The sequence below is a fragment of the Halorientalis brevis genome, from assembly GCF_042678165.1.
GTDB lineage: Archaea > Halobacteriota > Halobacteria > Halobacteriales > Haloarculaceae > Halorientalis > Halorientalis brevis.
On sequence record NZ_JBHUDJ010000001.1, the window covers coordinates 24,682 to 39,734 of the forward strand.

General features: G+C 64.8%; 15 protein-coding genes. 9 read left to right on the top strand and 6 right to left on the bottom strand.

Features of this window, described 5'->3' with window-relative positions:
- Positions 1-8 precede the first annotated feature (8 nt).
- Positions 9-2,000: a PAS domain S-box protein gene (locus ACFR9U_RS00140; protein WP_247377629.1), complete on the bottom strand. Its 1,992-nt coding sequence runs from the start codon at positions 1,998-2,000 to the stop codon at positions 9-11.
- A gap of 198 nt (positions 2,001-2,198) precedes the next feature.
- Here ACFR9U_RS00140 and ACFR9U_RS00145 point away from each other — a divergent pair, with 198 nt between their 5' ends.
- The gene (locus ACFR9U_RS00145) at positions 2,199-2,996 is read left to right on the top strand and encodes a hypothetical protein (RefSeq protein WP_247377631.1); all 798 of its coding nucleotides are present in this window, start codon (positions 2,199-2,201) and stop codon (positions 2,994-2,996) included.
- Here the strand turns inward: ACFR9U_RS00145 and pyrF are convergent, their stop codons facing one another.
- The gene (gene pyrF / locus ACFR9U_RS00150) at positions 2,997-3,839 is read right to left on the bottom strand and encodes an orotidine-5'-phosphate decarboxylase (protein ID WP_247377633.1); all 843 of its coding nucleotides are present in this window, start codon (positions 3,837-3,839) and stop codon (positions 2,997-2,999) included.
- Between the two features lie 60 nt (positions 3,840-3,899).
- A complete protein-coding gene (locus tag ACFR9U_RS00155) occupies positions 3,900-4,670 on the bottom strand; it encodes an SIMPL domain-containing protein (RefSeq protein ID WP_247377634.1) in 771 nt (256 codons plus the stop codon).
- A 154-nt stretch (positions 4,671-4,824) separates the two neighbouring features.
- Between ACFR9U_RS00155 and ACFR9U_RS00160 the strand changes: the two genes are divergently transcribed.
- A complete protein-coding gene (locus tag ACFR9U_RS00160; protein WP_247377637.1) occupies positions 4,825-5,487 on the top strand; it encodes an HAD family hydrolase in 663 nt (220 codons plus the stop codon).
- Here ACFR9U_RS00160 and ACFR9U_RS00165 read toward each other — a convergent pair.
- Together ACFR9U_RS00165 and ACFR9U_RS00170 are read right to left on the bottom strand one after the other, a co-directional pair.
- Entirely contained in the window at positions 5,475-5,858 is a 384-nt protein-coding gene (locus ACFR9U_RS00165; protein WP_247377640.1) for a hypothetical protein, read from the bottom strand. The genes ACFR9U_RS00160 and ACFR9U_RS00165 overlap by 13 nt on opposite strands.
- Positions 5,858-6,298, bottom strand: coding sequence for a DUF2240 family protein (locus tag ACFR9U_RS00170; protein ID WP_247377642.1), 441 nt, complete (start codon positions 6,296-6,298; stop codon positions 5,858-5,860). Before ACFR9U_RS00170 ends, ACFR9U_RS00165 begins: the two co-directional genes overlap by 1 nt.
- A 128-nt stretch (positions 6,299-6,426) precedes the next feature.
- On the opposite strand from ACFR9U_RS00170, the gene ACFR9U_RS00175 reads away from it, so the two are divergent.
- Positions 6,427-7,404, top strand: coding sequence for a hypothetical protein (locus ACFR9U_RS00175; protein ID WP_247377644.1), 978 nt, complete (start codon positions 6,427-6,429; stop codon positions 7,402-7,404).
- A gap of 63 nt (positions 7,405-7,467) precedes the next feature.
- The gene (locus ACFR9U_RS00180) at positions 7,468-7,842 is read left to right on the top strand and encodes a 30S ribosomal protein S8e (RefSeq protein WP_247377646.1); all 375 of its coding nucleotides are present in this window, start codon (positions 7,468-7,470) and stop codon (positions 7,840-7,842) included.
- Between the two features lie 351 nt (positions 7,843-8,193).
- On the opposite strand, the gene ACFR9U_RS00185 is transcribed toward ACFR9U_RS00180, so the two are convergent.
- Positions 8,194-9,189: a phosphate signaling complex PhoU family protein gene (locus tag ACFR9U_RS00185; RefSeq protein WP_247377648.1), complete on the bottom strand. Its 996-nt coding sequence runs from the start codon at positions 9,187-9,189 to the stop codon at positions 8,194-8,196.
- A gap of 375 nt (positions 9,190-9,564) precedes the next feature.
- Between ACFR9U_RS00185 and ACFR9U_RS00190 the strand changes: the two genes are divergently transcribed.
- From ACFR9U_RS00190 to phoU, 5 genes are all read left to right on the top strand, one after another.
- Complete coding sequence (locus tag ACFR9U_RS00190; RefSeq protein WP_247377650.1) at positions 9,565-10,611, top strand: PstS family phosphate ABC transporter substrate-binding protein; 1,047 nt, start codon at positions 9,565-9,567, stop codon at positions 10,609-10,611.
- Between the two features lie 97 nt (positions 10,612-10,708).
- A complete protein-coding gene (gene pstC / locus ACFR9U_RS00195) occupies positions 10,709-11,755 on the top strand; it encodes a phosphate ABC transporter permease subunit PstC (RefSeq protein WP_247377652.1) in 1,047 nt (348 codons plus the stop codon).
- The gene (gene pstA, locus ACFR9U_RS00200) at positions 11,752-13,314 is read left to right on the top strand and encodes a phosphate ABC transporter permease PstA (protein WP_247377654.1); all 1,563 of its coding nucleotides are present in this window, start codon (positions 11,752-11,754) and stop codon (positions 13,312-13,314) included. The genes pstC and pstA overlap by 4 nt, the downstream gene beginning before the upstream one ends.
- Entirely contained in the window at positions 13,311-14,237 is a 927-nt protein-coding gene (gene pstB, locus ACFR9U_RS00205) for a phosphate ABC transporter ATP-binding protein PstB (protein WP_247377656.1), read from the top strand. The genes pstA and pstB overlap by 4 nt, the downstream gene beginning before the upstream one ends.
- Positions 14,238-14,240: 3 nt before the next feature.
- Positions 14,241-14,909, top strand: a complete 669-nt coding sequence (gene phoU, locus ACFR9U_RS00210) for a phosphate signaling complex protein PhoU (protein ID WP_247377658.1) — start codon at positions 14,241-14,243, stop codon at positions 14,907-14,909.
- Positions 14,910-15,053 lie beyond the last annotated feature (144 nt).

Here is a 15,053-nt window from a genome sequence, read left to right on the forward strand (position 1 = left end):
ACGGTCAGCTACGCTCGCGGCACTTCGACGATGACCGCGCTCCCGGACGGCGTCGCCTCTTCGTACCGGACGTTCCCTTGCGACAGTCGGACGATGTGGTGGACGAGCCACAGTCCGAGTCCGGAGCCGTGTGAGAGGGGTTCGATGTCGGCGTCGTCAGTGAGGATGCGCCGCTCGTCGGTCGGAATCCCGGGCCCGTCGTCTTCGATGCGGATCGCCACGGTTTCCGCGCGCGGTTCGACCGTCAGTTCGACGCGATCCGAGTCGCTGCCGGTGTGAACGATGCTGTTCTCGATCAGTTCGTAGAGGCCGCTCTGGAGCTGATCGATGGCCTCGATCTCGACGTCGTCCGGACAGGTGACCGAGACGGTGCTGTCAGGGTACTTGTGCCCGACGTCCCGCGTGACCGCGTCCAGCAGGCGGGTGAGCGAGATCCGCTGGGGGTGTGGTTGGTCCACGAGCAGTTCGACGATCCGACGTTCCTTGTCGGCCAGATCCGTCAGGCCCTTGCTAGTCTCGATGATCTGCCGGGCCGTCGTCTCGTCGGCGGCGTCGGGGTCGTGGAGGAACACCTCGGCGTACCCCGTGATGACGTTGATCTTGTTCCTGAGATTGTGTCGCAACACGCGACTGAGAGTCTGCAGGTGGCGTTCGCGGTCCTTCAACTCCGTGATGTCCGTCTGGATGGCGACGAACTCCTCGACGTTCCCGTTCTCGTCGGTGAGCGCCGTGATCGTCTGGTGGGCGAAGTACAGCGTCCCGTTGCGCCGTTCGTTGATGATCTCCCGCTCCCACTCGCCGCCCGACAGGAGCGTCTCCCACAGGTTCGCGAAGTACTTCTGGGACATCTTCCCGGAGTTCAGAATCTTCGGGGTTTCACCGAGGGCCTCTCGTGCCGGATAGCCGGTGATCTCCTCGAACGCCGGGTTCACGTACTGGATCGTGCCGTCCACGTCCGTGATGAACACCGCGTACCCGGCGTGCTCGACGGCGCGCTTGAACTCCCGGAGCGAGTGTTCCCGCGCCTTCCGCTCGGTCTCGTACCGGTCGAGCGACTCGCTCAGCTCGTTGAAACTCGCTCCGATCTGTCGCCACTCGTCGCTCCCGCCGACGGCGATCTGCGTGCCGTACTCCTTCTCTTCGAGGGCTTTGAACCCCGTCAGGAGGTGTTCGACCTGGTGGAGGTTGCGTCGATACACCCACCAGCCGAACCCGGCGATCGAGAACAGCACCACGAGGATACTCCCCGCCTGCAGATACGAGACGGTCCGAGCGGTCGAGCGCAGCTCCCCGCGACTCTGGCGAACACTGACCGTCCAGCCGAGGTCACCGACGCTCACGTTCCGGACGATGGCGTCCCGTTCCGGCGACGGATCGGTCGAGTAGACGACCTCGTCAGACTGCGTGTAGATCGTGAGTTCGGCGTTCGGTTTGAGTAGCGACGTGGCCGTTCCCGCGAACGCACTCTCGGGCAGGTGATATGCGGCGTTGAGCGTCCCGACGATGCGCCCCTCGTGACGGATCGGCGAACTGATCGTCACGATGTAGTTCCCGGATTCGGCTGCGATCGGGTCACTGATGTACGTTTCACCCGCCACTGCTCGCTGGAAGTACGTCCGGTCGCTGAAATCGCTCCCGATCAGCGCCCGGCGCTCGTCCGGCGGCAGTCCGGCGGCGATGTTCAGCATCGTCCCGTTGCGGTGAATCACAGACACGCCGGAGAACGACGTGGTGTTGACGAACGTGGCCAGTGCAGTCCGCTGAACGGTTCGGTTCTCCGCAGCGACGAACGGCGAGTTCGCGGCGAGTTCGACGGTCTGCTCGCGGCTCGAAAACTGCGCCGAGAGCTGCGAGCCGATGTGGTGTGCCGAGTGGTTCACCTCGGCTCGGCCCTGCTCCGCGAGCGTCTCCTTGTACAGCTGGAACCCCGCAAAGACGGCACTCGACAGTAAGATCGCGATGAAAATCAGAACGACGAAAAACGCTCTGCGGGTATTCATATACAAATATAGATAGGTTAGCGATCGATACTTCAGTATATGGATACCATCATGATAAAATCCCCGAGTAATTTTCGGTCGTTTATCCAACACGTTTGGCACGTCGGAGCGTCGGCGCCGTGACGGCGAGCGGGTCGCGAACCCCTTCGGTAGCTATCACACCGGGCGTTTTTTGCGCTCGACGTGGAGGCGAACCCTATGCGTCGCCCTGATTCGTTCGCGATCCTGCTCGGAGCGTACGTCGGCGCGCTGACGTTTACCGTCGTCGTCGCCCTCGCCGGCCGTGCAACGGTCCGGACCGCGGCACCAGCCGCCGGTAGCGTCGCCTTCCTCGCCGTCGTCGCGTTCGCCACTCGCCGCGGGAACCTCGCTGCGACGATGGCCCGCAGCCAGTTGCACGCGGTGCTCCTCGGCGTCCCGGCCCTCGCGCTCGTCGGGTGGATGCTCGTCTACGACGCGCTGCCTGCGGCGGAGCGGACGGTGCTCCCGTGGATCCCGTTCCTCGTCGTCGCCTTGCTGGTGGGTCTCGCAGCGTACCTCCTCGCGAACCAGCGCGTCCTCGCGGCGGCGCGAGCCGACGACGCCGTCATCGCCGAGTGGCAGGCCGGACCGACGAGACGGCAGCGATGGGCGCTCCGGGGCGTGACGTTCCTGGGTGCGACGGCGCTGCTCGGCGTCGGCGTGTACTACCCGGACGCGGTCTTCCTCGGCGAGTTCGCGCCGACGGCGGCGGGCATCCTGTTCGCTGCGACCGCGTTCGCCGGTCGCCGCCGCCACTACGTCGCGTTGCCAGACGGGCTCTACGTCCAGGACGCCGGCAGTCTCGGGGGGCGGTACGTTCCCTGGTCGCGACTGACCGGCTACGACGTCACCGATCGAACGCTCGTCATCGACCGGTGGCTCCCGCTCCTGGCCTTCCGGTCGGCGCGGGAGGACGTTCCCGATCTCGGAACCGTCACGGACGCGCTCGATAGCCGGCTCGCTCGACGCTCCTGATCAGCGGTACTCGTTCAGGCGCTCCTTCAGTCGCTTGGCCGCCTGGCCGGACGCTTTGTGGAAGTGTTCGCCCTGATCCTCTCCGGCAAAAATGATGCCCCGCGAGGAGTTGACCAGGCCGACGCCAATACCGGACTTCGTCCGGTCTGCCGACGAGCTCTGCTCGTCCAGCTTCGCCAGTCCGAACTCCACGGCGGCCTCGGCGTCGCCGCCCTGGGCGCCGACGCCGGGCACCAGGAACGGGATGTCGGGGACGATCTCACGGATCTCCTCCAGTTCTTCGGGCTGGGTCGCGCCGACGACGAGGCCGACGTTGCCGTTCCGGTTCCAGGTGTCGGCCAGGGCGGCCACGCGCTCGTAGACGGGTTCGCCCGAGGCCAGTTCGAGGTTCTGAATGTCCGCGCCGCCGGGGTTCGAGGTGCGACAGAGCAGGAACACGCCCGCGTCCGTCCGCTCCAGAAACGGTTCCAGCGAGTCGCGACCCATGTAGGGGTTGGCCGTGATGGCGTCGGCCGAATCAAGGAGATCGGCGTACTGCCGGGCGGTGTTGCCGATGTCGCCGCGTTTCGCGTCCAGCAGGACGGGCACGTCCTTGCCGTGGGCGTAGGCGATCGTCTCCTGGAGAGCGCGCCAGCCGTCGGGGTCCTCGTAGAAGGCCGCGTTGGGCTTGTAGCAGGCGGCGTGCTCGTGCGTGGCGTCGATGATCCGGCGGTTGAACGCCCAGCGCGGCAGGTCCTTCTCCATGAGGTGGTCGGGAAGCCGCGCCAGGTCCGGGTCCAGTCCGACGGAGACGACGCTGTTCGCCGTCTCGATGCGGTCGGCGAGTCGGTCGAAGAAAGTCATTACCGAGGGCTGGACTGGTGCCCACTACAAGGTTCCCATCCTGACTTCGTCGGCCGGGCGTCAGGCGTCAGTCACGTTGTAGACGACGCGCACGTCGACGGACACGGACACGTCACCCGACTCGATCGTGGTGCTGCGCCCGCCGGCCGCGGCGCTGACTGCGTCGGCCTCGTAGCGGACCGGTTGGTAGTTGCGATCCGACGCGTCGATGCTCGCGACGCCCGTCACCTGGAGGTCGCCGGCTGCAGCCAGCGTGTCGGCCTGCTGTCTGGCGTCGGCCATCGCGTTCTGGAGGGCCTCGTCTCTGAGGGCCGTCCGGGTGTCCTCCGAGAGCGTGAACCGGACGCCGGTGACCTCGGCACCGCTGTCGGCGGCAGCGTCGACGACGCCACCGGTCGCGTTGGTCTGCTCGAGGCGAATCTCGAAGGCGTGGACGCCGCGGTACCTCGGCGCGTCAGCCGACTTCTCGGGCCGGTGTGACTCGGTGATGCGGTAGTCCGTCGTCGAGATCTGATCGCCGGCGACGCTCGCGTAATTGAGGGCGGTTCGCAGCTGCTCCGACCCGTTCGCGAGGTCGCGCCTGATGGCTTGCGTGTCGTCACCGTCGGCGACGACGGCGACGGTGACCACCGCCTCGTCGGGCGTCGCGCTGGCACTGCCGTCGGCGGAGACGCTGACGGTTTGCTCGCCAGACGAGTGGGCCGTCGCGACGTCGCTATTCGGCGCCGCCGTCGTGCTGTCTGTGCTATCGACCGTCAACGCCGCGCCCGCCGTCCCGACCGCCACGAGGGCGACGACGGCGAGGAGCACGGGGAGGGCTCTGTCTCGCATTGCACCCGTGGCTTCGACGGGAACGGTTGAATACTCGCCGGAGAATCAAATGCGCCTTTGACTTATCGAGGATCACACTGGCTGACTCCCCGTCGTCAGCCACGCACCAGATCGCGGGAACACTCAAATCCCGTGGGTCACTACTGACGACCGAATGACCCCGTCGCCCGTCGCAGTCGTGTTCGACCTCGACGACACGCTCGCGGTCACGGCCCGGCGTCGTCAGCAACTGCTCGACGAGGCGACTGCCCACGTGGGCAGCACCGACATCGACCGGGGGGCGTACCTGCAGGCCCACGGATCGGTCGACGCGACGGACACCCGGGCGCCGATCTTCGAGCGCTTGCTCGACGAGGACGCCACCGTCACGCCGACGGCCCTCGCGGCCGCGTACCGCGACGCCATCGAGGAGGCGCTGGAACCGATCCCGAACGCCGTCGACCTGGTCGAGGCGCTCCGTCGCGAGTACCGCGTCGGACTCCTCACCGACGGACCGCGCGTCGCCCAGCGGGGGAAACTCGTCGAACTGGGCTGGGAAGAGCTGTTCGACGCCGTCGTCATCACGGGCGAGCTACAGGCCGGCAAACCAGACCCGCGAGCGTTCGCGGCAGTGTGTGACGCACTCGAGGTCGGTCCCGAGGAGGCCGTCTTCGTCGGTGATCGGCCCGAGGTCGACATCGCGGGTGCAGCCGCCGCGGGCTTCCGAACCATTCAGGTGCTGACGCCGGAGAACCCGAACCGGCATCCGAGAGCCGACGCGGCGGTCGACAGGGAGAACCTGGTCGAGCGGTTGCCCGACCTGCTTCACTCGGCGTAGCGTTCGGCGGCCGCGACGAGCACCTGGACGGCGCCTTTCACCTCGGCGCCGCTCTCGACGAACACGAGGGTCCGCGGCGGCTCGACGGCCTTCGGACGGACGCGAAGGCCCTCCGTTTCGGCGGTCTCCGTCGCAGCGTCGACCCCGGCTTCGAGTTCCAGATACGCCCGGTCCGGCTGCATGAACACGTCAGCGATCCGGTCGTCGTCGAAGGCGACGGCGTAGGCGAACGCGCCGTCGTCGGACGGGTCGGCGTCCGGGTCGGCGTCGACCACGGCCAGCTCGGCGAGGACGCCGGTTTCGCGACCGGTGATTTCGGAGGAGAGCAGTTGTGCGATGCGCTTGCCGTCGGTGATGCGTTTCTCGACCATCAGATCTCACCCAGTGCGCGGTCGGCCAGTTCCGAGACGTCGATCTCCTGTCGTCGCGCGTAAACGACCGCCGCAGCCTCGACCGTCACGCCGAGGTCGGCCTGGAGCGAGTTGATCGCCGCGACGGCCTCCTGCTTCTGGACGCCGGCGTCGACGATCGCGTCGAGGACGCGCTCGAACGTCGACCGCTCCTGGAGGATGGACTCGTCGGGGACGAACCCGTCCGGCACCGTGACCTCGTCCAGGTCGAACGTGACGGCGACCTCGCCGTCGGCTCGCTCGACGAGGCCCTCGCTCGCCGCGACGTCGAGCAGTCGTTTCGCCTGGTCGGGCGAGAACCAGTCGCGATCCAGCGAGAGCGCGACGACGAACTCGCTTTTCCCCATCCGGTCCCGACCCTGCTGGCGAAAGGGCGTGGCGACGGCCGTCCGCAAACTCATCGTTCCTACGCGCAACTGGCACCCATCTAAAGCCATCGCTGTCGGCGTCCAGCGAGTGGCAGTCGATGGACACGAGCGAATCGACCGGTGACGGAAGCTATACGGCGTCCCGCAGTCAAGCGCGCCACATGAGCCAGGACGAGAGCGACGGTGCCGACAACATCGCCGGGCTGTCGCTATCGGACGCCGTGGACGCGGTGGTCGCCACCGTCGACGCACTGGACCGGGAGACAGCGCGAGCTGTACTCGCGACGATCACCGAGGACGGCGTCGTCAGCCGGGACGCGGTCGACGCCGCACTGGCCGACGCATCGATGGCCGTCTCGAACGCTGAAAGCCGCGCGGAGATGGCCGCGGTCAGACTCGCCGACGTTCGCGAGAGCGCCGCTGACGCTCCCGACCTCGATGCGATTCGGACACGCGTCGACGCGTTCGAGTCCGACGTCGCTGCGATCGAGGAACGGGCGAGCGACCTGGGCGCGACCCTTCAGGAACTCGTCGGTCGAAAGGACGACCCGGCGTCGCTCTACGATCTGGCAGCAGAGATCGAGCAGCTCACGGAGGAAGCGGGTTCCGTCCACGCGACCGCCGAGGAACTCCGGACTGATCTCGAATCGTTCGAGGAGTGGCTCGCGGACTCGAACGCCCGGCTTCGCGAACTCGAACGGGATCTGGACGTGATCGAACAGTCCATCGAGGCGCTCGGCGAAAACGTCGACGAGTTAGCGTCCCTGGTGGCGGGAGACCGAGACCACCAAGCGACGGACGACGACCTCGCCGGCGCCTGGCTCGAACTATCGGTCACGCACCGCGTGCGGGAGTTGGGGCTCATGGACGCTCGCGCCGAGCTCGCCGACCTCAGGACGTGGGCGGCCGACGACGACGGCGACGCAGAGGGGTACGGAAACGACGCGGAGAGGCGACTCGACGAGCTCGAAGACCAGTGGAGGACGCTCGGCGACCGGATCGACGACGTCGCACCACCAGCGTGGCGGGACCGGTTCGAAGATCGGCGCTCGGCCGTCGAGGACGCGCTCGACGGGTTCGAACCGCCGATCGACTTCGGAGCGGTGCAGGCAGAACTCGAGAAGCATCGCCTGGAGTAGGCACCCGCTGACCGCCGGGTGAGAGTCGAGAGGTTCAAGTGTCCGCTCGTGAATCGGACACGTATGAAAGACCAGGGACGCTCCACGCGCAAGCGCACGGGTGGCCGCCTTCGACCGAACCACAAGAAGAAAAAGCACGAACTCGCCGGCGAGTCGACCGAGACGCAGGTCGGCGACCAGAAGCTGAAGTTCGTCGACACGCGCGGCGACACGCAGAAGATTCGTGCGATCACCACGGACACCGCCAGCATCGCTGTCGGTGACGAAGTCGTCGCCGCCGAAATCGAGAACGTGGCGGAGAACGAGTCCAACCCGAACTACGCGCGCCGAAACATCATCACGAAAGGCGCCGTCCTCGAAACGAGCGAGGGCCGCGCCCGCGTGACCTCCCGCCCCGGCCAGGACGGCCAGGTCAACGCCGTCCTCGTCGAGGAGTAAGCCGACTCGTTCTCAGTACCGATATATATTCTCAGTGCCCACACGGACCCCAGTAGAGAGGTCTTAGCGGCGTTTATGTCATCCCCCCGACTCGGCCTAACTGGCGCGTCCGACCCGCACCTCATGGTCACGTTTCAGGTCACAAGTTCCTGTGAATACTCGCGGTGGCCGGACGGCGCCCTCTTCTCTCTCCTTCGAGACTACTATAGTAGTCACCAGAAGTCTTTGCTCACAGTCTACTCGGTCAGGGCGTTGCGAGCCGGAAAACAGACCTGCTGACGCTCGTGGACAGTGAAAATTTTGCTGACTACGATAGCTTCGAGAAAAGAGAGTCGTCTCGCGAACGGCGAGTCAGGGACGCGGAGCGGCTTTCTGGAGGGCGCTCTCCGCGATGTTCCCGCCGTAGTCGGCGGTCCGGGACAGCGAGTCGACGACGAGCCCGAGCACCTGAGCAGTCTGGGAGTCCATCTGGTGGATGCGGTCGTCGACCTCGCGGGCGCGGTCGTCGATGGGCCGGATCTGACTGCGAGCCTCGTTCGCCAGGCGCGTGGCCTCGTCGGGGTCGTCTTCGAGGAGCGCGTCCATGGCGGTCTCCGGGACGGCCAGCGCGTCCTCTCGGAGTTCGTAGAGCCCGTCGGCGATGTCGTCGTCGATCTCGTCGATCTCCAGGGCGAATTCGGCGATCTTCGTCGCGTGGTCGGCGATCCGTTCCAGTTGCCGAGCGCTCGACTGGTAGTCGAAACAGGTCACCCGTGGCAGCCCGATGTGGGATGCGGCGGTCGGGTCACGCAGGACCGTCCGGAACACCCGCGAGATCATGTACCAGAGGCGGTCCACGTCGTCGTCGCGCTCCATCACGTCGTTCGCCAGGTCGTCGTCGTTCTCGACGAGGGCGTCCACGGCGTCGGAGAGCATCGTCAGGGCGACCAGGCGCATGCGCGTGATGGCGTTGTGGACCGACAGCTCCGAGGAGTCGAGCAGGTCCTGGAGGACGACGCGCTCGCTGGTTTCCTCGATGACTTCCAGCCCGACCAGCCCCTGGGTGGCCTGACGGATGGTGCGGCGCTGTTTGGCCTCGACGCGCGGCGTCTCCAGCGTGATGATGTCGAACCCGCTGACGTACATCGTCATTACTGCGCGCGTGAGTTGATCGCCTTCGAGCCCGCTCACGTCGAGGGTACCCTCTGTACGCTCGTTGCTCTCTTTGGGAGAAAGGAGGAGTGAGTCGCTCTCGGCGTGGAACTCGACGACGCTTCCCGCGCTGACGTCGTTTTCCGTTGCCCAGTCTTTCGGCAACGACACTGTATACGTCGATCCACCAGTGACCTGGACTTTTCGCGTCTCCATGCGAGCGTGTAGCTCCTTACCCGCAATAAATTAATCCATATCTATATACGAACGCCAGATTTACCCATTTTCAGACTCAGCTACAACTAGAGCAAATTAACGGGTCTGGATCGGTCGACATGTGAGATATATTACGGCGGTCGCCCGGCATTCACGTAGCCTGACGTTCATTTCAACGGAGACAGAACATCAACAAACCACCCTACGGAAGCCGTATCGGCCAAGTGAAGCGTATAGACGGATCGATACTGATATAGAATACTATATAGAGAATAGATTATTAGGGAAAAGTAATAGTAGAGTATTTACCCCTTAGTCTACCCGTATCTGATGATGACACGCGAGTCAGGTTCACGCGTTTCGCGACGCAAATTCATGGCTGCGACGGGTACAGGGATCGCTGCGACGGCACTCGCCGGCTGTCTCGGCGGTGGCAGTGGCTCAGACGGAGGGTCGGACACCGGTCCGCTGACGGCGGACGGTTCGTCGACGGTCTATCCCATTGCGAACACAGCATCGTCCTACTGGAACGGAAACTCGCCGGCCGACGACGGTGAATACTGGGGATCGAACTCCGAGGGAAGCGTCCCGGGCTGGAGCCAGATCAAGACCGACAAGAACCTCGCCGACTACTTCGCCGGCATGTACGGCTTCGAAGAGACGGGCGAGCGCTCGACGCCGCCGTACCTCGTCAACGTCGCGCTTTCCCACTCCGGGACCGGCGTCCAGGCCGTCCAGAAAGGCCGCGTCGACATCGGGAACTCCTCGGCGCCCGTCGAGGACGAACTCCCCGACGCTGACCAGTCCACGCTGGACAAGTTCATCGACCACGTGCTCGGCGTCGACGGCCAGCCGATCGTCGTCTCCCGCGAGGTCTACGACGCGGGCGTCACCAAGCTCACCGGCGACCAGCTGAAGAAGATCTACAAGAAGGAGATCACCAACTGGAGCGAGGTCGGCGGCCCGGACAAGGAGATTCAGGCCATCGGTCGCGCCGAAGGGTCCGGTACCGACACGGCGTTCCGCGCGAACCTCTACGGCAACCCGGACGCCCCGATCAAGCCCGACGTCCGGAAGGGCCAGAACCAGCAGGTCAAGACGCTCATCAAGAACTCCGACAACGGGATCGCCTACCTCGCGCTGGCGTTCACCGAACCGGACGGAGCCACGCCGCCGGTCGCGCTCGAACTCGAGGGAACGACCTACGAGTACGGCAAGAACCTCGGCTCGAAGGGCTACCCGCTCAGCCGTGACCTCCACAACTACACGTGGGAAGACACGTCCAAGAAGGAGGCCGCCTTCATCAACATGATCCTGACTGATTTCGGACAGAAAGTCTTCGTCGAGTCGAACAACTACTTCAAACTGCCCCAGGAGCGGCGGACGGCGCAGAAGGACAAGCTTCCGTCGCCGAACAAATAGCGAACAGAAAACGACATAACAACCCCATTCGATTTTCCTACACCGGATGTCCACAATTTCGGATTTCGGCCGATCAGTCCGTCTCTCGCTCGATGGCATGACGAGTTCACAGCTCGGAGTGCTCGCAGTGAGCGGCGGTTCGCTGCTCGCGACGGTGGCCCTGTTCTTGCTGAACTCGTCAGCGACGGGCATCCCGTTCGTGGTCTGTGTCGCGGCAGTTGGCTACGGGTGGGCGACCGAGCAATCGTTGATGGCGAAGGCGTTGACCTTCGTCGCGACGGTCTCGACGGTCGCGATCCTCGGACTGATCGCCGTTTTCGTAATCCTCGAATCGCTACCGGCCGCAGAGGTGATGAGTGACACGATCTTCGGAATCACCATCCCGGGCCTGGGAATGCTGACGAAAGCCCAGCCGCCGTACTGGGCGTCGCGCGAGAATGTCTTCTCGATGCTCCCGATGATCTACGGGACTTTCGTGACCACGGTGCTGGCGATCCTCGTCGCCGGCCCGCTCGGGATCGCGGGCGCGCTCTTCATCGCGGAGATCGCACCCACGTGGGCCCGTGAGATCGTCAAGCCCGGCATCGAGATCCTCGCCGGGATCCCGTCGATCGTCTACGGGTTCATCGGCTTCGTCATCATCAACCAGTACACGCAGGACGTGCTGGGAACCAGTTACGGGAGCCTGTTCTCGGTCGGTCTCGTCATCGGCCTGATGGCACTCCCGACCGTCGTCTCGGTCGCAGAAGACGCCATCACCTCCGTCCCGGAAGACATGAAACGCGGGTCGATGGGCGTCGGCGCGACCGACTGGCAGACGATGAAAAGCGTCACTCTCCCCGCGGCGTTCTCGGGTGTTGCGGCCGCAGTCCTCCTCGGCGTCGGTCGCGCCATCGGTGAAACGATGGCTGCGACGGTGATGCTCGGTCACGCTCAGGACATCCCCGACCCGATCTACGACATCTTCTTCAACGGGGAGACGCTGACGAGTCTGATCGCCAGCCAGTACGGGAACGCCCACGGCGTCCACATGAACGCGCTCTACGCCGCCGGCGTCATCCTGTTCGTCACTGTGACCGTCATCAGCGTTGCCTCCCAGGTCATCGAGTGGCGGATGAAAGAGAAACTGGAGGGGAACGCATGAGCAACGCCGACGCACGCGAGACGGAACTCATCACCGGTTCGACCAGCGGATACGAGCGTCTCGCCGAGGCGTTCATGAGCCTCAGTATTCTGACGTTCGTCCTCGGGCTGACGACGCTCGGCCAGGTAACGACCGCCAACACGTCGATTCTCGGCCTGGGGCTGTACCAGTTCCTCGGGTTGTTGCTCGGCGTCACAGGCGTCGGCGTCATCGGTCTCGGGGCCGCGTCCGCCGTCGGTATCGCCGAAACGACGCCCGATCCAGAGTCGGGCCTGGTCCCGGCGACGTTCTCCGGGGTCCTGTGGGCGCTCGTGATCGCTGCGCTGGCAACGTCCCTCGGTGGGCTCGGCGCGACTGCCGGCCTCGGTATCGGCCTCGTCGCAGGCGTCGGCGTGTTCGTCACGGTCGCTCTACTCGACGAGGACGTCGGAACGACGCTCCCCTCCGGTGGGCTCGCCGTCATCGTCGCCGCGCTGCTGCTCGGTGGCATCATCACGCCCGCCTGGGCGTGGAAGCCTCAGGACATCATCGCTCAGTTCCCCGCACAGGCGGTCGTCCCGATGCTCTCCCTGTTCTGTGGGATCATCACGGCCTGGAGCGCCGCGAAGGCCCGAAGCGGGTTCGGTACCCGCGGTCGCCAGTCCGGGGCGTATCTCCTGATCGGCCTCAACGCCGCGTGGATGATCGCCATCCTGCTGGTTGTCATCGGCTTCGTCGTCTCCAAAGGATGGGGCCCGATGATGAAGAACTTCGAGTACGTCGCACCGCTCACGATCGACTGGCCGTTCGTGATGAACCCCTCACAGGGGCTCGGCATTCAGCGCGGGATCAAGCCGGCAATCTTCGGGACGCTGTACCTCGTCGTCGGCGCAATCGTGTTTTCGGTCCCGCTGGCGATCGGCGCAGCGGTGTACCTCACCGAGTACGCCGAGCAGGGACTGTTCACGCGTGCGATCGAAGTCGCGACGAACGGCCTCTGGAGCACTCCGAGCGTCGTCTACGGCCTGTTCGGCCTGGCGTTCATCGTTCCGCGCTTCGGTGGCGAACTCTCGATCCTCGCAGGACAACTCGTCCTGGGATTCATGCTTATCCCACTCGTGTTAATCACTAGCCGTGAGGCGATCAAGAGCGTCCCGGACGGCTACCGCGACGCGAGCGCCGCGCTCGGCGTCTCGAAGTGGGAGACGATTCGCAGCGTCGTCCTCCCGGCGGCGATGCCGGGCGTCATCACCGGGATCATCCTCGGCGTCGGCCGAATCGCCGGTGAGACGGCACCGATTCTGCTCGTCATGCGCGGTTCGACGTTCCCACGAGCGGCACCGAACGTGATCGAAGGGTTCCAGTTCACGGCCTCACCGCCGTTCATGACGAATCCAGCACTGATGGAGGCTGCGACCGCACTGCCGCTCCAGCTGTACGCCATCATCACCGCTGGGGTCGGGGAGACCCAGGCGTTCGGATGGGGGACCGCGCTCGTCCTCCTCATCGTCGTGCTCTCGCTGTACGCGATCGGCATCGCGGCTCGAATGTACTTCAGGAAGAAGCTCAAGCACCTATGAGTAGCGAAATAGACAGTACCGAGACAGAAGAGGAACCGGCTACATCGACGACCGACTCGTCGTCCGTCACGACGACCGGTGAGAGCCAGGAAAAGATCCAGGACGAATGGACTGACTACGAGTTCGACGGCGAGACGAAGTTCTCGGTGACCGACCTCGACGTCTGGTACGGGGACGATCACGCGCTGCAGTCGGTCTCGATGGACATCCCCGAAAAAAGCGTCACCGCGCTCATCGGGCCGTCCGGCTGTGGGAAGTCCACCTTCCTGCGGTGTCTCAACCGCATGAACGACCGCATCAAGGCCGCCGAGGTCGACGGGACGGTCGAACTCGACGGGATGGACATCTACCAGGACGGCACGAACCTCGTCGAACTCCGCAAGCGCGTCGGGATGGTGTTCCAGCACCCCAACCCGTTCCCCAAGTCCATCAAGGACAACATCTCCTACGGGCCGCGCAAGCACGGTGACATCGACACCGGCCTGTTCGCTCGGCTCCTCGGTCGCGACGACACCGAGGAGGAACTCGAACTCGTCGAGCGCTGTCTCAAACAGTCCGCCCTCTGGGACGAGGTCAACGACCGCCTCGACGACAACGCCCTCGGACTCTCCGGTGGCCAACAACAGCGGCTCTGCATCGCCCGCTGTCTCGCCGTCGATCCCGAGGTCATCCTGATGGACGAGCCCGCGTCCGCGCTCGACCCCATCGCCACCGCGAAGATCGAGGACCTCATCGACGACCTCTCCGAGGACTACACCGTCGTCGTCGTCACCCACAACATGCAGCAGGCGGCGCGTATCTCCGATCAGACGGCCGTCTTCCTGACCGGCGGGGAGCTCGCCGAGTACGACGACACGGACAAGATCTTCGAGAACCCCGAGAGCCAGCGCGTCGAAGACTACATCACCGGAAAGTTCGGATAAGGCGTGCCACGCGAAGAGTACCAAGAGCGGCTGGACGAACTCCGCGACGACGTGGTCCGGATGGGTAACGTCGTCTCGACGCGGCTCCAGAAGACGATCGCCGCGCTCGAAACGTACGATCAGTCGATCGCGACGCGTATCGCCGAAACCGACCACGAGATCAACGAGCTGTATCTGGATCTGGAACAGGATTGTATCGACCTGTTCGCGCTCCAGCAGCCAGTTGCCGGCGATCTCCGCTTTATCGCTGCCTCGTTCAAGATCATCACCGACCTCGAACGCATCGCCGACCTCGCGGCGAACCTCGCCGCATCGATCCGTTCAGCGGAAACTGGGCTCTTCTCCGAGATCGCCATCAGCGACCTCGCGGAGATCACCGTGGAGATGCTCGACGATGCCATCGCCGCCTACGCCAAGGACGACGCTGAGGCGTGTTTCGCAGTCGCCGAGCGCGACGAAGATCTCGACGGGCGCTGCGAGCGAGCCGCCCAGCAGATCATTCGCACGCTCGTCGACGAGACCCCCTCGAACGACGAACTCGAACTGTTGCTCGAATCCGTCACGAGCGTCCTCCTGACCATCCGCGACCTCGAACGCATCGGCGACCACGCCGTCAACATCGCCGCCCGCACCCTCTACATGGTCGAAAACGACGACGCACTCATCTACTAGTACCTTTTTACGTCAGGGGGTTTCCTCGGCCCGCTGGGCCTGCGGGAACCCCCTTCGTAAAAATCTACGCTAAAAACTGCTCCGACTCACTTCGTTCGTCGGAGTGAACCGGCGGCCACAGGCGCCGGATGCTCGTGGTGGGCC